Raw genomic sequence first — 20700 nt, 5'->3', positions numbered from 1 at the left:
CACCCCCGGCGCGTGGCACCGGGGGCGTGTTCGATTACACCTTGATGTTCTGACGGATGTTCCAGCCGAACTTGACCGGACCGCCTTCCTTGGTGCCGTCGGCTTTCTGTGGCTGGTAGTCCACCAGCACCTTGGCGAAGTTCAGGGTGACGTTTTCGGTCAGGCGATCATCGCCGCCCGAGCCGCCGGTGCTCAGGGACGTAACCAGCACTTCTTCCAGGTTGATGATCATGTACTCGACCTGGCTTTCACCGCCGGCCTTGCGCACGGTCAGCTTGACCTTGTCGATGTGCTTGCCGCTGGCGCAGTGCATCATCAGGTTCGGCGACGCCTTGTCGACGTACTTGGTCAGGGACAGGTCCTGGACGTTGACCTTGCCCGCACCACCGCCGCTGCCCACGTGCATGTTGCCGGACTGGGACATGCCCCAGCTCCAGTTCAGGACATCGATCTCGTCCTTGTGGGCCTTGTCCATGGACTCGCCCTTGATGTCGCCAATCTTGATGAAAATATCAACAGCCATGTTTTCTCCCTGTGTGGTCTCTACCACATTGTTTGGTTGACGCTGACCTTGCGAAATTACTTTGAATGTCAGTCAAGACACCGAACCTGTGGGAGCGGGCTTGCTCGCGAATGCGGTGGATCATCCAACATCGCAGCCGACTGACCTGACGCATTCGCGAGCAAGCCCGCTCCCACACAGGAGCGAGCCCTTTCCAACAGAACCTCTGTTTATGCACCCTTGGCCGACGGCAGTTTCGATACCAGGCGCAGCGACACGGTCAGCCCTTCGAGCTGGTAGTGCGGGCGCAGGTAGAACTTGGAGTTGTAGTACCCCGGGTTGCCTTCGACTTCTTCGACGATCACTTCGGCTGCAGCCAACGGGTGCTGGGCCTTGGTGGTCTCGGTGGAGTGCGCCGGGTCACCGTCGACGTAGTTGAGGATCCAGTCCTGCAACCAGCGCTGCATCTCGTCCTTCTCTTTGAAGGAACCGATCTTGTCGCGCACGATGCACTTGAGGTAATGGGCGAAACGGCAAGTGGCGAACAGGTACGGCAGGCGCGCGGCCAGGTTGGCGTTGGCGGTGGCGTCCGGGTCGTCGTATTCGGCCGGTTTCTGCAACGACTGGGCGCCGATGAACGCGGCGAAGTCGGTGTTTTTCTTGTGCAGCAGCGGCATGAAACCGTTCTTCGCCAGCTCCGCTTCACGGCGGTCCGAGATGGCGATTTCGGTCGGGCACTTCATGTCCACGCCACCGTCGTCGGTCGGGAAGGTGTGGGCTGGCAGGTTTTCCACTTCACCGCCGGACTCCACGCCACGGATGCGCGAGCACCAGCCGAAGTGTTTGAACGAACGGTTGATGTTCACCGCCATCGCGTAAGCGGCGTTGGCCCAGGTGTACTTGGAGCTGTCGGCACCGTCGGTGTTTTCTTCGAAGGCGAAGGCTTCCACCGGGTCGGTCTTGGCGCCGTACGGCAGGCGCGCCAGGAAGCGTGGCATGGTCAGGCCGATGTAGCGCGAGTCTTCCGATTCACGCAGCGAACGCCAGCCGGCGTATTCCGGGGTGGTGAAGATCTTGGTCAGATCGCGCGGGTTCGACAGTTCCTGCCACGAGCCCATGCCCATCACGGTCGGCGATGCCGCAGCGATGAACGGGGAGTGCATGGCCGCGCAGACTTTCGACAGTTCGCCCAGCAGCTCGACATCCGGTGGCGACTGGTCGAAGTAGTAGTCGCCTACCAGGCAGCCGTAAGGCTCGCCGCCGAACTGGCCGTATTCTTCTTCGTACATCTTCTTGAAGATCGGGCTCTGGTCCCACGCGGTGCCCTTGAATTTCTTCAGGGTCTTGTGCAGGTCGGTCTTGGAGACGTTGAGCACACGGATCTTGAGCTGCTCATCGGACTCGGTGTTGTTGACCAGGTAGTGCAGGCCACGCCAGGCGCTTTCCAGTTGCTGGAAGTCGGGGTGGTGGATGACCTGGTTGACCTGGGCGGTGAGTTTGGCGTCGATGGCGGCGATGATCGATTCGATCGACTTGATGGCGTCGTTGGACACCAGGTCGGTCTGCGCCAGGGCCTGTTCGGCCAGGGTGCGTACGGCCGTTTCGACGGCTTCGCGGGCGCGCTCGGTCTTGGGTTTGAATTCTTGCAGCAGCAGGGACGCGAACTCGCTGGTTTCTTCGGTTGCGCCCAGGTTTTGCACGCCTTCGCGAGCTGTATTGTCAGTCATGATCATTGGTCCTGTGCTGGCTTCGGCGCGCTCGCCAGGGCCTGCAACAGCGCTGGGTCCTTGATCGCCTTCATGATGATTTCTTCGGCGCCGGTCTTGCCGTCCATGTAGGTCAGCAGGTTGGCCAATTGGGTGCGCGCTTCGAGCAGCTTGTTCAGCGAGTCGACCTTGCGGGCCACGGCCGCCGGGCTGAAGTCGTCCATGCTTTCGAACGTCAGGTCCAGGCTCAGGTTGCCTTCGCCGGTCAGTTCGTTAGGCACATGGAACGCCACGCGCGGCTGCATGGCCTTGAGGCGCGAGTCGAAGTTGTCGACGTCGATCTCGAGGAACTTGCGATCAGCCACCGCTGCCAGAGGCTCGGCGGGCTTGCCGGCGAGGTCGGCCATCACGCCCATGACGAAGGGCAGCTGGACCTTTTTCTCGGCGCCGTAGAGCTCGACGTCGTACTCGATCTGCACTCGAGGCGCGCGGTTGCGCGCGATGAATTTCTGAGAACTTTGCTTCGCCACGTTGCTGCTCCTGGTCGCTTGAGCGACGGTGTTGGCGTCATCGGGGGTACCGGTGACGTGACTGCGTGATCCGTTCGCTTTTTATTCGCTGTCTGGGCCGCGCAGGTTTTCAAATTGACTCATGCCGTCGGGAATCAGGTTGCGCACGATGGCCGCGAAGTCGGCGTGCACCAGATTCTTGGCCCGGTTCAACAGCACCGGCAGCGGGCTGGAGGGCTCATGACGGGTGTAGTAAGCGAGAATCCGGTCCAGGCTGCGCAGCACGTCGTCGCGGTTGTTGATGTCGCCGCTGACGGTGCTCGTGCTGGTGCTGCGCGGTGTGCTTGGCGCGCTGGCATATTCAGTTGGCGTGGCGCTGTCGTCGCTGATCGGATCGGACAAGGCGCTGTCGCCGCTCTGCGGGGCGAACTGGCCGAGAATCTGCAGGGCCATCTTCAGCGGTTGCTTCAGTGGGCCAAGGTCCACGCCCTGGGCGGAACCGACCTGGTCGCTGACCTGTTGTTCGATGGCTTCGGCAGCGCTGCGGGCTTCGAGCAGGGCGGCACGGGTGATTTCCAACTGCTCGGGGTCGCTGTCGAGCAGGGCCCCGGCGAGCTGTTCGGCACCGAGGTTTTCATCCGGGAAACTTTGCAGGCCGCTGGCGTTGGCGGCGGCGCGCAGGCTGACGGTACCGAAGGTCCGCGAACGGGCCAGGATGCTCTCGCGCAGCAGGCGAATGGTGATATCGGACGTCAGGCCGGCGAGGGCATTGATACGTACGGTGGGGTCGTTGTCGTCATCGGCGTCCAGGCGCGGATGCAACTCGGCCCAGTATTGCTTGAGCAGTTCGCTGATCAGCGTCAGCACACGGGCCATGCCCGGCAGGCCTTCGAGGGCCAGGGAGCTTTGCAACAGGAAATGGGTGATGCGCAGGTCTTTGCTGCGTTGCAGCAAGTCCAGGCTCTGCTGCTGGATGCTGCGCCATTCAGGAGGCTCGGCAGGCAGGATCGAATCGCCCATGCTGCGCTCGGGCTGACCCCGGGAGTCGCGTTCCAGGCGCAAGAAATCCGCGTCATATTCCAAATCTTCACCGCACGGCGAAGTCGCGGAAACGGCGGCGAGCAACAAAGGCACATCCACTTGGATCGATCTCCCTATCACCCGCTGAAGAAAGTCGGGCAGTTCACACGCAAGTTTCGGATGAAACTCACATGTTCCTTGACGGCAATGGCCTTTTAAACCTTAAGTGATTTTAAAGTGCCATCATCTATATTCAAGAAGTTGTGCATTTTTGGTGTAGTACTTATCGCTTGTCAAGGTAAGCTATTTCACCAGTGTAGCCCCTCTGTAACAGTTGTGATGCGCTTAACAGCCTGCTCGACCCATCGGTCGAAGCGGCAACTGACGTGGGGTTTTTGTCACGCAAGCCGGTTATGATCAGCAATCATGCTGGCAAAAAGCCGTTTCGCGGTGGTTGGCAAGGTTGTTGGTGGGTAGTCAGGGCCTGAATCCTCACTTCACCCGCCCGCGCGCGATGTATTCAGCAAGGAGGCAAGATGCCGCTGTGTTTGACTATCACTAGTTATCACAAGATTACCCCAGGCCAGTGTTCTGAAAAGTCCATGGATCAGGGAGTGATGGCAATTGGCCGTAATTCCGATAATGACTGGGTATTGCCGGACCCTGAGCGCCTGGTTTCCGGCAAACATTGCGTTATCCAATACAAAGATGGGCGTTATTACTTAACCGATAACAGTACTAATGGTGTGGAATTGGTCAAGGCCGGTGTTCGCCTGCGCAAGGGCAACAGCGAGCCACTGCAAGACGGCGAAGTGATCCGCATCGGTGATTATGAGATCCAGGCGCGCGTCGATTTCAGCCTGCCAGTCACCGACAGCAACCCGTTTGCCGAATCGCCCAGCAGTTTCGAGGCCTTGATGGGGCGCCAGAGCGCAGCGGCGCATACACCGTCGCCGATGCATGCGCCATCGCCGATTCAAGTGACGTCGCCTGCGCATTTCCAGGGCGGGTCGGCCATGGACACCCTGCCGGACCTGTTCGATTTCTTGAGCCCGAGCAGTGTCCCGCCCGCCACCCAGCCCGACCATGTGCCGGCCGAGCAACACGATTTCCGCCCGCCGACACCGATTCCCCGGCCGAGCCCGCCGCCCGTGGCCGAACCCGTGATACCGCCGTCTGCCTCGGTGATTCCGGATGACTGGGACCCCTTCAGCGACAAGCCCGCGCCAGTGGCGGTGGCCCCGCTGCCCGTGGCCCCGCCGCCTGTGCCGCTACCGCCGGTGGTTGAGCCGGTCGCGACGTCTGCCCCGCAGGCTCCGCTCGCCGACATCTTTGCTGAAATCAGTGCACCGCCGCCGCCACCCGTGCCTGAAGCGTCGGTCACCCGCGTCGAGCCCCCGGTCGCAGCTCCAGTTGCTCCAGTTGCTCCAGTTGCTCCGGTTGCTCCGGTTGCTCCGGTTGCCCCAGTTGTTTCAGTCGCCCCGGTCGAGGCCAACCAGCCCGACTTGCTGCAAGCGTTCCTGCGCGGTGCCGGGCTGGACCAGTTGCGCCTGGACAAGGCCAACGCCGAAGCGCAGATGGAGAGCATCGGGCGCAGTTATCGGTTGATGGTCGAAGGCCTGATCGATGTCTTGCGCGCCCGCAGCAGCCTCAAGGGTGAGTTCCGTATCCAACAGACGATGATCCAGCCGGTGGAAAACAACCCGCTGAAATTCGCCCCCAATGTCGATGAAGCCCTGCTGTTGCTGTTGCGCCACGGCAACCAGGCGTTCATGGCCCCGGACGCGGCGGTGCGTGACAGTTTCGATGACTTGCGGGCTCACCAACTGGCGGTGATGGCCGGTGTGGAAGCGGCCATCAAGCATTTGCTGGGGCGCTTCGAGCCGGCGCAACTGGAAGAACGCATGGCCAAGCCCGGTGGGCTCTCGGGTATTTTCAGCGGCTCGCGACAGGCCCAGTACTGGCAGCAGTTCACCGAGCTCTACAGCAACATTTCCCGGGAGGCCCAAGAGGATTTCCAGGACCTGTTTGGTCGCGAGTTCAGCCGCGCCTACGAAGAACACAGTACGCGACAGCGACGCCGCTAAGCGGCGCCGTCCCATAACAAGATTGATCGGCACACAACGGATAGCTCAAACGTCATTGAGGACGCAGGATGATTCCCAGGTTTTTACTCGCAGTCGCCACCGTGCTTCTGCTGACGGCGTGCGCCAAGGATGCGGCCAACCCCCAGCCCGAAGAAGCTGAGGCCGACACCGCCGCCATCGAGCTGCACTTTCACGCCATTGCCGGCCTCAACCCCGGCGCCACCGGCCAGCCGGCCCCGGTCCGGGTGCGCATTTTCGAACTGAAAAATGCCGCCACCTTCGGCCGTTCCGATTATTTCGCCCTGGCCGAACGGGCCCAGGCCACGCTGGGCGCCGACCTCATCGACCAGGACGAAGTGCTGGTCCAGCCCGGCCAGCAACTGAGCCTGCAACGCGACCTCGACCCGGCCACGCGGCACATCGGAATACTGGTGGGCTATCGCGAGCTGGACCAGTCGCTGTGGCGCACGGTGATGAATGTCCCGGCGCGCGAATACACCGAATACCAGATCAGCCTCGATGTGCGCGCCGTGCGCAGCGCCGTCGTCGTCCCCCCATCCAGCCCTGCCCAATAAGCAATCGGAGCCCCCATGTCCTGGAACAATCGCGTGGTCTGGTCGGAAGGCATGTTCATTGGAACGCAGCACTTCCAACAGCATGACCGTTACCTGGAAAACCTCATCGACGCACGCAGCCGCCCCTTGTCGGCCGGCGCCTGGGGTTTTTCCGAATTGCTGATCGACCAGGGCCTGCTGGCCCAGGGCAAGCTGGCAATCATCTCGGCGCGCGGCCTGTTGCCGGACGGTACGCCCTTCAACATTCCCCAGGATGACCTGGCGCCGATCCCATTGAACGTCGACGACAACCTGCGCGATGGCCTGGTGTACCTGGCCTTGCCGCTCAAGCGCGCCGGCGCCCGGGACACCGTGGACGAAGGTGAAGACCTCGGCGCTGCGCGTTATGTGAGCCAGGTGTGCGAAGTGCGCGACGACAACGCACCGTTCGAAAACCGCGCACCGGTGGCCCTCGGCTCGCGGGCGCTGCGGCTGTTGACCGAACAGGATGGCATCGGCGACTACGCCGCCATCGGCGTGGTGCGCATCAAGGAAAAACGCGCCGACCGTGCATTGGTGCTCGACGACGCCTACATCCCGCCGCTGCTGGATGTGATCGCCTCCAAGCCGCTGGCGGCGTTCCGCAGTGAACTGCTGGGCCTGCTGCATCAACGCGGCGAAGCCCTGGCCGGGCGGGTGGTGGCGTCTGGCGCCGGTGGTGCCTCGGAAATTGCCGACTTCATGCTGTTGCAACTGGTCAACCGCGCCCAGCCGTTGATCCAGCACCTGAGCCAGTTGAGCCCGCTGCATCCCGAGCGCTTCTACAGCGAGCTGGTGAGCCTGGCCGGGGAGTTCTCCACGTTCACCGCGTCCGGGCGACGACCGCAGCAATACCCGTCTTACCAGCACGATGACCTGGCGCTCAGCTACGCGCCCGTGATGCAGGCCCTGCGCGAAGCCCTGTCGATGCTGATCGACAGCAAGGCGACACCGATTCCGATTGTCGAGAAAGCCTACGGCATCCACGTGGCGATGCTGGCCGACAAGACCCTGCTCGACAGTGCCAGTTTCATCCTGGTGGTGCGCGCCGACGTGCCGGCCGAGACCCTGCGCGGCCGCTTCGGCCAGCAGAGCAAGGTCGGTTCGGTGGAGCACATCCGCGACCTGGTCAACCTGCAACTGCCGGGCATCGGCCTGCTGCCGTTGCCGGTGGCGCCACGGCAGTTGCCGTACCACGCCGGTTCCACCTACTACGAGCTCGACCGGGGCAGCGATCACTGGCAACAGTTGAGCAACTCCGGCGGGTTTGCGTTCCACATCGCCGGCCAGTTCCCAGGGCTGAACCTGGCCTTCTGGGCGATCCGAGGATAAACCGCGATGAGTAACGACGATCGTACCCAGTTCATGCCGACGCCCGGTGGCCGTGGTGGAGATCCCTTCCGCCCGGACGCTGGTCGGCCACAGCCGACGCCTGCGCCTGCACCGCTGTCGATGCCAGCCGCGCCGGTGTTGACCGGCAAGGCCGAGGGGCTCAACCCGCTGGAAAGCGCCGCCGGCCCGCTGCTGGCGCTGCTGACGCGCCTGCGCAACACCATTGCCCACCCGGCGCCGGCCAGTCTGCGCGCGCAACTGCTGGCCTACCTGCGCCAGTTCGAAGAGCGTGCCGAGGCCGCCGGTGTGGTGCGCAACGATGTGCTGCTGGCCCGCTACGCCTTGTGCACCGCGCTGGACGAAGCGGTGTTGAGCACCCCGTGGGGCGGCACCAGCGATTGGGGCAAGCAAAGCCTGTTGATCACCGTGCACAACGAAGCCTGGGGCGGCGAGAAGGTGTTCCAGTTGCTGGAGCATTGCCTGCAAAGCCCGCGCGAGCGCCTGTATCTGCTGGAGCTTTTGTACCTGTGCATGTGCCTGGGTTTTGAAGGGCGCTACCGGGTGATGAACGACGGTCGCAGCCAACTGGAAGCGTTGCGTGAGCGCACCAGCGCGGTGATCCGCAGTGCCCGGGGTGACTACGAGCGCGAGCTGTCGCCGCATTGGCGCGGTGTCACTGTGGCCCGTGATCGACTGGCGCAATTCATGCCGCCGTGGATCGCCGTGGCCATCGGTGCAGCCCTGTTGCTGGCGCTGCTGTTCGGCCTGCGCATGAAACTGGCGTCCGATGCCGAGCCGGTGTTCAAGAACATTCATTTCCTCGGTGAAATCCCGGTGCAGACCATCGACCGCCCTGTGGTGCAGCCGAAAGTGATCGAGCGCCCACGCCTGGCCGGCTTCCTCGCCGATGAAATCCGCGCCAACCGGATTGCCGTGGAAGACGCCGTCGACCGCTCGGTGGTGACCATCCGCGGTGATGAACTGTTCGCCTCGGGCAGCGCCAGCATCAAGGACGATTTCCAGCCGCTGATGCTGCGCATCGCCGAGGCGGTGCGCAAGGTCAAGGGCCAGGTCCTGGTCACCGGGCACAGCGACAATCGCCCGATCGCCACCCTCCGGTTCCCGTCCAACTGGGCGTTGTCCGAAGCGCGGGCGCAATCGGTGCTGCAAATTCTCTCGGCCAAGACTGGCCAGCCCGAGCGCTTCAGCGCCGAAGGCCGCAGCGACACCGAGCCGTTGGCATCCAACGCCACCACAGAGGGGCGTGCGCGCAATCGTCGGGTTGAAATCACAGTATTGGCGGAGGGGGTCGAGTGAAGGCGTTTTTCAGTTTCATGACCCGCTGGGTCATTCCATTGCTGGGGTTGATCGCCCTGAGCCTGATCATCTGGTTCGTGGGCCCGCTGCTCGATTGGCTGGTGCCCGAAGGCCGCCGCTGGGCCTTGATCATCCTGGTGTTCGCGGTATGGATCGCCTACCGGGTTTTCCGCATTATCCAGGCGCGCCGTCAGGCCGCCGAAGTGATGCGCAGCCTGGCCGCGCAAACGCCACCGGACCCGACCAGCATCGCCACCGCCGAAGAGCTCGAAACCCTGCGTCAGCGCATGGACGAAGCCTTGGCCCTGCTCAAGAAAGCCAAGCTGGGCGGTGACGAGCGCCGTAATCTCTACGAGCTGCCGTGGTACGTGATCATCGGCCCGCCGGGTTCGGGCAAGACCACCGCGCTGGTCAACTCCGGGCTGCATTTCCCGCTGGCCGCGCAACTGGGCGCCGGTGCCGTACGCGGTGTCGGCGGCACGCGCAATTGCGATTGGTGGTTCACCGACCAGGCGGTCCTGCTCGACACCGCCGGCCGCTACACCACCCAGGACAGCGACGCGACCATCGACAAGGCCGCGTGGTTGGGCTTCCTGGGCCTGTTGAAAAAACAACGGGCCCGGCGCCCGATTGACGGGGCGTTCATCGCCATCAGCCTGTCCGACCTGCTGCTGGGCAGCGACGCCGAGCGCGCCGCCCATGCCGCCGCCATCCGGCTGCGGATCCAGGAGCTCTACACCCAACTGGGCGTGCGCTTCCCGATCTACCTGATGCTGACCAAGCTCGACCTCGTGCCGGGGTTCATGGAGTATTTCGATACCCTGAGCAAGGAAGAACGCGCCCAGGTCTGGGGCATGACCTTTGCCCTGGACGATGGCAAGAGCAGCGACAGCCCGCTGGCGCACCTGCAAAGCGAATTCACCGGCCTTGAGCAGCGCCTCAACGACCGCCTGGTGGAACGCCTGCAACAAGAGCGCGACCCGGCGCGCCGTGATCTGATCTACGGTTTCCCGCAGCAGTTCGGCGCCTTGAAAGATTGCCTGCAAAGCTTCCTCGAAGGCGTGTTCAAACCCAACGCCTTCGAAGAGCGCGTGTTGCTGCGCGGCGTGTATTTCACCAGCGGCACCCAGGAAGGCAGCCCGATCGATCGCCTGATCGGCTCCATGGCCCAGAGCATGAACCTGGACCGTCAGCACCTGGCGCGCCAGACCGGCACCGGGCGCAGCTACTTCATCGAAAAACTCTTCACCGCCGTGGCCTTCGCCGAACGCGGGTTGGTGGGCGTCGACCCGAAAGTCGAGCGGCGGCGCAAGTGGATCGCCCGCGGCGTACTGGCTTCCACCGTGGTGCTGGTGCTGGTGGTCAGCACGTTGTGGTGGGTCAGCTACCGCGCCAACCAGGCCTACATCGCCCAGGTCGACCAGAAGGTCGCGCCGTTGGGACAAACCGTGCAGAACCTCAGCCCGGCGCAACGCGACGTCCTCGCCGTGTTGCCGTTGCTCAACGCCGTGAAACACCTGGCTGACGACGCACCGAGCTGGGCCGAAGGCCTGGGCCTGTACCAGGGCGACATGCTCGAAGCCGAGTCTGGCAGTGTCTATCGCAAGCTGCTGATCGCGGTGTTCGCGCCACGCTTGCTGACGCGCATCGAAGAGCAACTGCACAGCGGCGGCAATTCGGATTTCCTCTACGAAGGCTTGAAGGCCTACCTGATGCTCGCCGACACCGAGCATTACGATGCCGATTTCATCAAGGCCTGGATCGCCCTGGATTGGGACCGCAGCCTGCCGCGGGATTTGCCGGCCGAGCAGCGCCAGGCCCTGACCGCGCATTTGCAGGCGCTGTTCGAGCGGCGTCCGCCCCTCGCGCGCCTCGACCCACGCCTGGTCGAAGACCTGCGCCGTCAGTTGCAGCAATTGCCGGTGGCCCAGCGGGTCTACGACCGGATCAAGCGCCAGAAACTGCCCGAAGGCATCCCGGACTTCCGCATCAACGAAGCCGCCGGGCGTGATGCAGCGCTGGTGTTCAGCCGCAAGAGCGGCAAGCCATTGGGCGAGCCGCTGAGCGGGTTCTTCACCGTCAAGGGCTATCGCCAGGGCTTCCTGCTCACCAGCCTGAGCCAGACCGGCACCCTGGCCGAAGAGCAATGGGTGCTGGGCTTTGAGCAGGCCGATCAGCAAAACGTCGCCAGCCTGGCCGCCGATGTGCGTCGCCTGTACTTCCAGGATTACCTGCGCCAATGGGACGCCTTGCTGGCCGACATCGACTTTGTGCCGATCACCAGCGTGGCCCAGGCCGCCGATGTACTGCGGGTGATTTCCGGCCCGACCTCGCCGTTGAAAAAACTGCTGGTGGCGGTGGCGAAGGAAACCGACTTGCAACAGGATGAACGCCTGCTGGCCGCCCAAGGTGCGCCGGTAGAAGGCGGTGTGGACAAGCTCAAGGAACGCCTGGGCAGCTTGCTCGGCCAGGAGCAGGCGACGCAAAACGCACCGGCGCAAAGCGATGACCCGATCACTGCGCACTTCGCCGAGCTCAACAGCATCGTCAGCAAAAGCGAAGGCGAGCCAGCGGTCATCGACGGTCTGCTGGCGGACATGAACGCCCTGTACGTGCAGGTCAGTGCCATGGTCGGTGCCAGTGGCGACGCCTTGCTCGGCGAAGCGAAGAACCAGGCAGCCGCCGCCGCTACGCGCGTCAGCCTTAATGCCGAACGCCAGCCGCCGCTGGTGCAGGGCCTGGTCAAGTCGGTGGTCAACTCCACCACCAACAGCATGATGGGCGGGGTGCGCAACCAACTGAACGCCGCCTGGACCAGCGAAGTGGTGAACATCTATCGCCAGTCCCTGGCCGGGCGCTATCCGATGTCGCCAGGCAGCGCGCGGGACGCGACCCTGGATGACTTCGGCCAGTTCTTCGGCGTCGGCGGGGTGATGGACAACTACTTCCGCAAGTACCTGCAACCCTACGTCGACACCTCGACCCCGACCTGGCGCTGGCAACCGGGCGCGGCACAGAAGCTCGGCATCGCCCCTGGCGTGCTGCAGACCTTCCAGCGCGCGGCGACCATCCGCGATGCGTTCTTCCGTTCCGGTGGTACGCAGCCGATGGTGCGTTTCGAGCTCAAGCCGGTGGCGATGGACTCGACCATCACCCAGTTCCTGCTCGACCTCGACGGCCAGCAACTGAGCTACGACCACGGCCCAAGCCGCCCGACTGCCATGCAGTGGCCGAACCCGGGCAGCATCGGCGTGGTGCGGATCTCGATCATGCCGCCGTCGTCCAGCGGTCGCTCCGGCATCACCCTGGATGGGCCGTGGGCCTGGTTCCGGCTGCTGGAACAATCGGACCTGACCGCCGGCAACTCGCCGGATCGCTTCAACCTGCGGCTGCGGGTCGATGGCGCCAGCGCCTCTTATGAGCTGCGGGCCAACAGCGCCTTCAACCCATTCAAGAGCCGGGTGCTCAGCGGCTTCAGCCTGCCGGAGCGGCTATGAGTACACCGGGCTTTTATGGAAAGTTGGCCAGCCGCGGCGATTTCGTCAGCCGTGGCTTGCCCCAGAGTTTTATCGGCCCGTGGGATTCGTGGTTGGCGGCGGGTTTGCTCGCCAGCCAGACCAGCCTCGGCGAGCGCTGGCTGGATGCCTATCTGGTCAGCCCGCTATGGCGCTTCATGGTCGCGCCGGGCGTGTGTGGCCCGGACGCCGCGGTCGGGGTGGTGATGCCGAGCATCGACCGGGTCGGTCGTTATTTTCCGCTGACCGTCGCGATGCTGCTGGAGCCTGACGCGGACCCGGCGTCGGTGGTGGGCGGTGCGGACGAGTGGTTTGAGCGAGTCGAGAACCTGTTGCTGAGCACGTTGAGTGTGGAGGCCAGTTTCGAGGCGTTCAACGAACAGCTGGAGACCCTGGGCAGCCCGATGTACCTGCCGCGCACGCCGAGCAGCCGCTTCGCCAGCCTGCATCGCTTCGATGCCACCGACCCGCAGCGGCGCATGAGCGCCCTCGCCGAGGCGGCCTGCGAAGGCGCGAGCCTGTGGTGGGGCCAGGGATCGGAACGCATTGCCCCGGGTTTGATGCGCTGCCAGGGATTGCCGGCGGCGGCTGATTTTGCGCAATTTTTGCTCGGCCAAGAAGGTGTTGTGTAGATGCGTCCAAGTGCCGGAAAAGCAATCAAGTCTGCAAGCAAGAGCCATGTCGGGATGGTCCGCCAGGTCAACGAAGACGCCTGCCTGGACCTGCCGGAAAACGGCCTGTGGGTGGTGGCCGACGGAATGGGCGGGCACGCGGCGGGCGACTACGTCAGCAGCCTGATCGTCGACAGCCTGCGCGGCATTGCCGTGGGTCGTTCTCTGGACGAATACGTCGCGGCGCTGCAAAGCGACCTGCTGCGGGTCAACGCCGCCGTGCGGGAAGAAACCGCCAACCGTGGCGTGACGATGATGGGCAGCACCGTGGTGGTGTTGGTCGCCCGCGACCTGCGCGGCATGTGCCTGTGGGCCGGTGACAGTCGTTTGTACCGCTTGCGCGACGGCGTGCTCGAAGGCATCTCCCGGGACCACAGTTACGTCCAGGATCTGCAGGACAGCGGCCTGCTCAGCGAAGCCGAGGCGCGGGTGCATCCGCGGGCCAACATCGTTACCCGGGCCATTGGCGTCGAGGGGCAACTGAACCTGGCGCTGACCGAGCTGTTGCTGGTGCCCGGCGACAGTTACCTGTTGTGCAGCGACGGGCTGACCAAGACCGTCGAGGACGATGAAATCCGCGAGGTATTGAGCCACGACGAGCCCGGCGAAATCGCCAGCAGCCTGGTGTCCCTGGGCCTGATGCGCGGCGCGCCGGACAACATCACCGTGGTGGTCGTGAAGGTGCCGTCATGAGCTTGACCCTGAACATTGTCATCCCCGGCTACGACATCGAAGGGCCGATCGGCGAAGGTGCGATGGCCAGCGTGTACCTGGCGACCCAGCGTTCGCTGGAACGCAAGGTGGCGTTGAAAGTGATGGCCGCCGCCCTGGCAGCCGACCCGACCTTCTGCGAGCGTTTCCTGCGCGAAGGCAAGACCCTGGCGCGCCTGTCGCACCCGCACACCGTCACCATCCATGACATCGGCAACGTCGGTGAGCTGTATTACATGGCGATGGAGTACCTGCCCAACGGCACGCTCAAGGAACGCATCGCCGCGGGCCTGACGCCGGAGCAGGGCCTGACCTACATCCGCCAGATCGCCTCGGCCTTGGGTTATGCCCACGGGCTGGGCCTGGTCCACCGTGACGTCAAGCCGGCCAACATCCTGTTCCGCGCCGATGGCACGGCGGTGCTTTCGGACTTCGGCATCGCCAAGTCCCTGGACGACCGCACCCAGTTCACCCAGGCCGGCTTTGCCGTCGGCACGCCCAGCTACATGAGCCCGGAACAGGCCCGTGGGCAAGACATCGACGGCCGCGCCGATCTGTATGCCCTGGGTGTGGTGCTCTACGAAATCCTTGTCGGCAAACTGCCGTATACCGGCAACGACGCACTCTCCACCGCCCTGGCGCACCTGACCGAACCGTTGCCGGAACTGCCGGTGCACCACGGCCGTTACCAGGACGTGTTGCGCAAGCTGCTGGCGAAGGATCCTGCGGAGCGTTTCCCGGATGCGGCGGCGTTGCTGCGGGCGTTGGATAACCTGCCAGACGAGTCGGCGGAAGCGACGTTGATTCGGCCGTTGTCGTTGCAACTGCCGCAGACGCCGAAACCGGTGGATGACTTGGCGGGTTTGACGCCCATGTCCATCGACATTCCCAGTGGCCCGGCTTACTCACCACCGCCGCCACCATCGCAGGCAAAACCACAGTCCAAGCCCGTTGCGCCGCCGATAAAGCCGACGGTTCAATCCTCGGTGTCGGAGCAGCGCAAGGGGCCAGTGTTCGCCCTGGCGGCCGTTGCGGTCGCCGTGGCGCTGGCGTTGGGTGGCGCGGGTTATTGGTGGTTGTCCGGTGATGACGGCAAAGACGTGAAGACGCCAGTGGCCACGACCACCTCGGTCAAGCCCCCGGAAGTGAAGCCGCCCAAGGCCCCGGAAGTGCCAGCGGTCAAACCGCCCGTTGCCCCGCCGGCTCAGCCGCCCGTGGCGACCGAAGCCGACGGCGGCCAGCGTCCGCTGTTGATGGCTGGCAAGAAAACCCTGTTCCAGCGCGTGCTCAGCAAACCGGGGGCGAAGCTCGCCGATGCGCCGGGCGCCGCGCCGGGCAAGGCGCTGCCGGCGTTTTCCGTGCTGTACGTGTATCAGCGCAAGGACGTCGACGGCGGTTCGTGGGTGCGGGTCGGCGCGGCCACTGACGGGCGCAGCGACGGCTGGTTGCCCGCTGCCCAGGTCAGCGACTGGAAGCAGAGCCTGGTGCTCAAGTTCACCGAACGTTCCGGCCGTGCGCCGGTGATGTTCCTGCGTCAGGCTGGTGAAGTGGAGAAGCTCCTGGCTAACCCTTCGGCGGCCAAGAACGTGTTGCTCAAGGCCCAGCAGAGCCCGCAGGAGGACCAGCAAGTGCTGGCCCTGGAGCCGGCCGCCAGTGCGGTGCCGCAGAGCCAGTTCTACCTGTTGCCGATCTTCGATTCCCGCGAAAGCCTGGATGAAAACGGCCAGCCGGTGCAGTTGCTGAATGTCGCGTCCATCGACCCTGGCAACACCCCCAAGGCTGCGAGCAACACGCCGATCACCACCGCCAACGCCGATGCGTTCCGCACGGCCGTGGTGCTGGTGGTGGACACCACCGTGTCGATGCAGCCCTACATCGACCAGGTGCGCGACGTGGTTCACGAACTGCAAACCCGCATTGCCGAACGCGGCGAGTTGGACAGCGTCAGCTTCGGCATGGTGGGTTTCCGCAGCAGCATCAAGAAAACCCCGGGCCTGGAATACGTCGCCAAGACCTTGATCACCCTCGAACAGGGCCGCGACCCGCAACGCTTCATGGACCTGGCGCGGCAGGTCAAGGCCTCGACGGTGTCGAGCCATTCGTTCAACGAAGATGCGTTCGCCGGGGTCATGGAAGCCGTCGAAGGCATGGACTGGTCCGGTTACGGCGGGCGTTTGATCCTGCTGGTCACCGACGCCGGGGCCCTGCGCAAGAACGATCCATTTGCCGCCACGCAAATGAACGAGGCCGAAGTGCGCCAGGCGGCGCTGGGCAAGCAGATCAAGATCTACGCCCTGCACCTGCTCAGCGACGCCGGCAAGAAAACCCACAGCGGTGCCCAAAGCCAGTACCGCACCCTGACCGCCGACGCCAACCCGCAGATCGGCGACCTGTACATTCCGGTGCCGGGCGCCGATGTGCGCAAGTTTGGCGAGCGCGTCGACGAGATCGGTTCGGTGTTTGCCGACCTGGTGCATCAGGTGCGCAGCAACAAGGCGCAAAGCGTGCCGCTGCTCAGTGCCGCGCCGAGCCTGGCCGACAAATCGGCCGCGGTTGGCTACGCGATGCACATGGACTTTTTGGGGCGTAAATCCGCCAGCCAGGCGCCGCAACTGGTCAGCGCCTGGACCGCCGACCGCGACCTGACCAACCCGGCACTGCCGGCGTTCCAGGTCTGCGTGATGCTGACCAAGCTACAACTCAACGACTTGCAACAATCGCTGAAGCTGATCGTCGACGCGGCCCGCAAGACCCAGAGTTCGCCCAAGGACTTCTTCCAGGAAATCGCCAGCGCCAGTGCCTACATGAGCCGCGACCCGTCGGCCCTGCGCAAGGGCGGCAACCTGGCCGACGGCGGGATTCTCGGCGAGTACCTCGAAGGGCTGCCGTACCGCAGCAAGTCGCTGAACATGACCCAGGATCTGTGGCTGTCCTTGAGCGTGGCCGAGCAGGAAGATTTCATCGACGAGCTGGATTCGAAAATCCGTCTCTACGAAACCTTCCACAACGACCTCGCCAACTGGGTGCGCTTCGGCGATGCCGAGCCGGGTGACGCCTTGTACCGCGTTCCATTGTCGACGCTGCCGTGATGCTGACCCTGAACGCCGTGCATAAAAGCCGGGGCGCCGGCAGCCAGCGCTACAGCCTGGTGATTCCACGGCTGCACTTGCGCGGCGGTGAACAACTGGCGGTGGTCGGCCCCAGCGGCTGTGGCAAGAGCACTTTGCTGGACCTGCTGGCGCTGGTGCTGGCGCCGGATCAGGCCGGGCAGTTCGACTTCACGCCCGCCAACACGCCGCTGGACATCGCCAAATTGTGGCGTGCGTCGCAACAGGGCACCTTGGCCGAGCTGCGTAGCCGTTACCTGGGTTATGTTCTGCAAACCGGCGGCCTGTTGGGCTTCCTGGACGTGCGCGGCAACATCGCGTTGTCGCGCAAATTGCTGGGCTTGAAGGATGACGCAAGCGTGACGCGCCTGGCTGGGCAGTTGGACATTGCCGATCAACTGGACAAAAAACCGGCGGACTTGTCTGTCGGCCAACGTCAGCGGGTCAGCTGTGCCCGGGCGTTGGCCCATGGGCCGCGCCTGCTGCTGGCCGATGAACCGACCGCCGCCCTCGACCCGCTGAACGCCGAGCGCGTCATGCAGTTGCTGGTGGCCCAGGCGCGCGAGCACGGCGTGTGCTGCGTGGTCGCGACCCACGATGAAGCGCTGGCCCGCGCCAGCGGTTTGCAGGTGCGGCGCATCAGTTGCCGTCGCGATGTCGACGGCGGTGTCACCGCCACCCTCGGGGAGGCTTGCTGATGCGCGGCACGCTGGTGGCTTCCCTGGCCTGGCAGGATTACCGCAACGATGCCTGGCTGTCGGCCTGCTCGGTGTTGGCGCTGGTGGCCGTGGTGGCGCCGTTGCTGGTGCTGTTCGGCCTGAAGTTCGGCCTGGTCAGCAGCCTCACCGAACGCTTGCAGAACGACCCGGCCACCCGGGAAATCATCCCTTTGGGCGGCGGTCGTTTCAGTGCCGAGTTCGTCGAACAATTGAGCCAGCGCAGCGACGTGGCTTTTGCTTTACCGCGCACCCGGCAGATCGCCGCCACGGCGGATTTGAGCGGCGATGCGTCGCTCGTCACGGTCGAGATGATTCCCACCGCAGCCAGCGATCCCTTGTTCGATCACTTGCCGGTGCCGCAAGGCCTGGATCAAGTGGTGCTCAGCCAGACCGCCGCTGAAAAGCTCGGCGCCAAGGCCGGCGATTGGTTGCAGGCCAGCTTCGGCCGGCAGGTGGCCGGTCGCAGCGAGGCGCAGCGCACCCGCGTGCAGGTGCTGCACGTGCTGCCATTGGAAGCCTTCGCCCGGGACGGCCTGTTTGCGCCGCTGGCGTTGCTGGAGGCGGCGGAGGATTACCGCGACGGCCGTGCCGTGCCCGCGTTCGCTTGGCCGGGCGATGCGGTGGGCGTGAGCGAGCAACGGGTCTACCCGGCGTTTCGTTTGTACGCCCGCAGCCTCGGCGATGTCGAACCGCTGCGGCAGTATTTCGCTGGGCAAAACCTGTTGGTATCGACCCAGGCCCAGACCATCGCACAAGTGCAATCGCTGAGCCGCAATCTGTCGATCGTGTTCTGGATCATCGCCGGGTTGGCCTTGGCCGGCGCGTTCGCGGCGATCTTTGCCGGCGCCCTGGCGGCGGTCGAACGTAAGCGCCGGGAGCTGTCGGTGTTGCGCCTGCTGGGGGTTTCCACCGCGGCGCTGTTGTTGTTCGTGGTGTTGCAGGCGCTCTACAGCGCCACACTTGCGGCCCTGCTCAGTGCTGGTCTGTATGGCGTGGCGCAGTCGGGCCTGAATTATTTATTTGCACAGATGCCCGGCGAATACGCCAGTCATCTGTTGGTGCGTCACTACACCTTGGCCCTGGTGGCCGTGCTCGGCGTCAGTGCCGTCGCGGCGGCGTGTGGCGGCTGGCGCGTGGCGCGCATCCAGGCGTGTGAAGGAATTCGCGATGTATAAGTTATTGGGCGCCGCCGTGGCGCTGAGCCTCGCCGGTTTGGTCTGGGCTGATGAAGGCACGGACAAGCTGGATAACCCCAAGCCGTTGCCCGACGACGTCAGCCTGCCGCTGCCGTGCGAAGGCCAGATGGTGTTCCGCTACGTCTACATCCTCGCCCAGGGCACCCTGGACGACCGCGAGATCAGCCTCGGTTACCCGTTCAGCGAAGGCGAGGCGGGCTATCAACAGTCGTTCATTTCCGGCTACCGGCGCGACTTCATCAACGGCCAGTTCACCCTCAAGGACCTGCCCAAGGACTGGAACAAGACCATCACGCCGTTGATGCCCAAGACCGACGCCAAGACGCCGCTCAAGCCGATGCTGTACTTCATCGGCAAGTACGAAGTCACGGCCCGGCAATACGCCCAGGTCATGGCCCAAGCGCAATCACTGGCCAGCGGCGAAGCGGCGCCAGCCTGCGAAACCTTGCAAGCCGATTTGCCCCAAGGCGTGGCGGGGCGGTTGCCCAAGGTGAAACTGTCGAGGTTCGAGGCCGAGCGCTTCTCGGCGGTGTACAGCGCCTGGCTGATGAAATACCACAAGGACCTGCTGCCGGTGAGCGGTCGCGGTACTTCCGCCGAAGACGGCGGGCTGGGTTTTGTGCGTTTGCCGACGGAAGTCGAGTGGGAATTCGCCGCTCGTGGTGGGCAAGCCGTGAGCCGTCAGGACCTGGAAGGGCGCCTGTTCCCTCGGCGCCTGGAAGGCAGTGAAAGCGACGGGCCGCTGGCCGATTGGGCGGTGTTCAACCAGGTCGCCGGTGGCACCGGCCAGGCGGCGCGGCTGATGCCCATCGGCACCAAGCTGCCGAACCCTATCGGTTTGTTTGACGTGGTGGGCAACGCCGCCGAGATGGTCCAGGAATCCTTCCAATTGGTGCACGCCGGTCGCCGCCAGGGCGCCTATGGCGGCTTCGTGGTCAAGGGCGGCAACTACCTGGAAGGCGAGGGCACGCTGTTCACCGGCATGCGCCGCGAATACCCGCTGTTCGCCGCTGACGGCACCGAACAAAGCAACGAGACCACCGGTTTTCGTGTGGCCGTCGGTGCCTTGTCGGCGCCGCGTTCGCGCTACAAGGAGTTGTTTGCCCAATGGCAGAAAGAAGGTCGGTTGGCTTCCTTGACCGACGCCATCGATGACGCCGACGACCCGACCAAGCGCCTGGACAGCATCATCGCCGCCAGCGTCGACCCGCGCCTGCAAGCCGAACTGGGCCTGGTCAACGAAGAGCTCAAGCGCAACGTCTCGCTCATCGCCCAGCAGCGCGAGGAAGCGGCAGGCAACCTGATTCAGTCGTCGGCCCTGGTGGCCGAGACGGTCAACAACTACAACATTCGCCTGACCAATCTGCAGAACAGTCGGCAAGCCGCCCTGGACGCCAAGGATGAGGCCAGCGCCACGCTGTTCGCCACGGCCATCGATAACGGTCGCAGCGCGCTCGATGGTGCGGTGGCGATTTATATCGACAACCTGGCGACCGGCACGCGCTACACCGATGCCGTGATCCAGGCGCAGTTTCAACGCATCAAGGAAGAGTTGGAACGCAAGCCAGTATTGGGCAAGAGCCTGGTGGCGCGTGCAACGCTATTCGTTCGTCATGTCGGGAATTATCGTCAGCAAAAACGAGCCGACCCGGCGGCGATATTGAAGGAATTGCTCGCATCGAACGCTCAGCGGTCTTGAGCGTTCGCTGTCAGCG

Annotated in this window: 15 protein-coding genes; 11 read left to right on the top strand and 4 right to left on the bottom strand. The window is 64.2% G+C overall.

All coding sequences use genetic code 11. The features are described from left to right. Positions 1-34 precede the first annotated feature (34 nt). The 4 genes from AD662_RS27775 to tssA form a co-directional block, all read right to left on the bottom strand. Positions 35-523 (bottom strand): Hcp family type VI secretion system effector, encoded by a 489-nt coding sequence (locus AD662_RS27775; RefSeq protein WP_018611756.1) that lies wholly within the window; start codon positions 521-523, stop codon positions 35-37. A 209-nt stretch (positions 524-732) separates the two neighbouring features. Further along, a complete protein-coding gene (tssC, locus tag AD662_RS27770) occupies positions 733-2229 on the bottom strand; it encodes a type VI secretion system contractile sheath large subunit (RefSeq protein WP_024619034.1) in 1497 nt (498 codons plus the stop codon). Between the two features lie 2 nt (positions 2230-2231). Continuing rightward, complete coding sequence (tssB, locus tag AD662_RS27765) at positions 2232-2738, bottom strand: type VI secretion system contractile sheath small subunit (RefSeq protein WP_003206923.1); 507 nt, start codon at positions 2736-2738, stop codon at positions 2232-2234. Between the two features lie 81 nt (positions 2739-2819). After that, positions 2820-3857 (bottom strand): type VI secretion system protein TssA, encoded by a 1038-nt coding sequence (gene tssA, locus AD662_RS27760; protein ID WP_053190088.1) that lies wholly within the window; start codon positions 3855-3857, stop codon positions 2820-2822. Positions 3858-4273: 416 nt separating this feature from the next. Between tssA and tagH the strand changes: the two genes are divergently transcribed. The 11 genes from tagH to AD662_RS27705 all read left to right on the top strand — a co-directional run bounded on the left by tagH (position 4274) and on the right by AD662_RS27705 (position 20684). Further along, positions 4274-5824, top strand: coding sequence for a type VI secretion system-associated FHA domain protein TagH (gene tagH / locus AD662_RS27755; protein WP_053190087.1), 1551 nt, complete (start codon positions 4274-4276; stop codon positions 5822-5824). A 68-nt stretch (positions 5825-5892) separates the two neighbouring features. Continuing rightward, positions 5893-6399, top strand: coding sequence for a type VI secretion system lipoprotein TssJ (gene tssJ / locus AD662_RS27750; protein WP_018600116.1), 507 nt, complete (start codon positions 5893-5895; stop codon positions 6397-6399). 15 nt (positions 6400-6414) lie between these two features. After that, the gene (gene tssK, locus AD662_RS27745; RefSeq protein ID WP_018600114.1) at positions 6415-7749 is read left to right on the top strand and encodes a type VI secretion system baseplate subunit TssK; all 1335 of its coding nucleotides are present in this window, start codon (positions 6415-6417) and stop codon (positions 7747-7749) included. Positions 7750-7755: 6 nt separating this feature from the next. Then, entirely contained in the window at positions 7756-9066 is a 1311-nt protein-coding gene (locus AD662_RS27740; RefSeq protein WP_024619029.1) for a DotU family type VI secretion system protein, read from the top strand. Next, positions 9063-12563: a type VI secretion system membrane subunit TssM gene (tssM, locus tag AD662_RS27735; protein ID WP_053183054.1), complete on the top strand. Its 3501-nt coding sequence runs from the start codon at positions 9063-9065 to the stop codon at positions 12561-12563. Before AD662_RS27740 ends, tssM begins: the two co-directional genes overlap by 4 nt. Further along, entirely contained in the window at positions 12560-13213 is a 654-nt protein-coding gene (gene tagF, locus AD662_RS27730; RefSeq protein ID WP_003206910.1) for a type VI secretion system-associated protein TagF, read from the top strand. The genes tssM and tagF overlap by 4 nt, the downstream gene beginning before the upstream one ends. Beyond that, the gene (locus AD662_RS27725; RefSeq protein WP_053190086.1) at positions 13214-13945 is read left to right on the top strand and encodes a PP2C family protein-serine/threonine phosphatase; all 732 of its coding nucleotides are present in this window, start codon (positions 13214-13216) and stop codon (positions 13943-13945) included. It abuts the gene before it with no gap. Next, a complete protein-coding gene (locus AD662_RS27720) occupies positions 13942-17052 on the top strand; it encodes a serine/threonine-protein kinase (RefSeq protein WP_053190085.1) in 3111 nt (1036 codons plus the stop codon). Before AD662_RS27725 ends, AD662_RS27720 begins: the two co-directional genes overlap by 4 nt. Continuing rightward, a complete protein-coding gene (locus AD662_RS27715; RefSeq protein ID WP_024619024.1) occupies positions 17052-17768 on the top strand; it encodes an ABC transporter ATP-binding protein in 717 nt (238 codons plus the stop codon). The genes AD662_RS27720 and AD662_RS27715 overlap by 1 nt, the downstream gene beginning before the upstream one ends. After that, the gene (locus AD662_RS27710) at positions 17768-18964 is read left to right on the top strand and encodes an ABC transporter permease (protein WP_053190084.1); all 1197 of its coding nucleotides are present in this window, start codon (positions 17768-17770) and stop codon (positions 18962-18964) included. The genes AD662_RS27715 and AD662_RS27710 overlap by 1 nt, the downstream gene beginning before the upstream one ends. Further along, the gene (locus tag AD662_RS27705) at positions 18957-20684 is read left to right on the top strand and encodes a formylglycine-generating enzyme family protein (protein WP_053183046.1); all 1728 of its coding nucleotides are present in this window, start codon (positions 18957-18959) and stop codon (positions 20682-20684) included. The genes AD662_RS27710 and AD662_RS27705 overlap by 8 nt, the downstream gene beginning before the upstream one ends. Positions 20685-20700: the final 16 nt, after the last annotated feature.

Origin of the sequence: Pseudomonas kilonensis (assembly GCF_001269885.1) — a bacterium.
Taxonomy (GTDB): Bacteria; Pseudomonadota; Gammaproteobacteria; order Pseudomonadales; family Pseudomonadaceae; genus Aquipseudomonas; species Aquipseudomonas kilonensis.
Note: the sequence above shows the minus strand (reverse complement) of the source record. Positions and strands in the feature narration are given on the sequence as shown.

Excerpts from the sequence above, each read along its gene's own strand:
- AD662_RS27710 (WP_053190084.1), top strand. The coding sequence starts at position 17,768 with ATGCGCGGCACGCTGGTGGCTTCCCTGGCCTGGCAGGATTACCGCAAC.
- AD662_RS27740 (WP_024619029.1), top strand. The coding sequence starts at position 7,756 with ATGAGTAACGACGATCGTACCCAGTTCATGCCGACGCCCGGTGGCCGT.
- AD662_RS27725 (WP_053190086.1), top strand. The coding sequence starts at position 13,214 with ATGCGTCCAAGTGCCGGAAAAGCAATCAAGTCTGCAAGCAAGAGCCAT.
- tssK (WP_018600114.1), top strand. The coding sequence starts at position 6,415 with ATGTCCTGGAACAATCGCGTGGTCTGGTCGGAAGGCATGTTCATTGGA.
- AD662_RS27775 (WP_018611756.1), bottom strand. The coding sequence starts at position 523 with ATGGCTGTTGATATTTTCATCAAGATTGGCGACATCAAGGGCGAGTCC.
- tagH (WP_053190087.1), top strand. The coding sequence starts at position 4,274 with ATGCCGCTGTGTTTGACTATCACTAGTTATCACAAGATTACCCCAGGC.
- tagF (WP_003206910.1), top strand. The coding sequence starts at position 12,560 with ATGAGTACACCGGGCTTTTATGGAAAGTTGGCCAGCCGCGGCGATTTC.
- tssJ (WP_018600116.1), top strand. The coding sequence starts at position 5,893 with ATGATTCCCAGGTTTTTACTCGCAGTCGCCACCGTGCTTCTGCTGACG.
- AD662_RS27715 (WP_024619024.1), top strand. The coding sequence starts at position 17,052 with ATGCTGACCCTGAACGCCGTGCATAAAAGCCGGGGCGCCGGCAGCCAG.
- tssC (WP_024619034.1), bottom strand. The coding sequence starts at position 2,229 with ATGACTGACAATACAGCTCGCGAAGGCGTGCAAAACCTGGGCGCAACC.
- AD662_RS27705 (WP_053183046.1), top strand. The coding sequence starts at position 18,957 with ATGTATAAGTTATTGGGCGCCGCCGTGGCGCTGAGCCTCGCCGGTTTG.
- AD662_RS27720 (WP_053190085.1), top strand. The coding sequence starts at position 13,942 with ATGAGCTTGACCCTGAACATTGTCATCCCCGGCTACGACATCGAAGGG.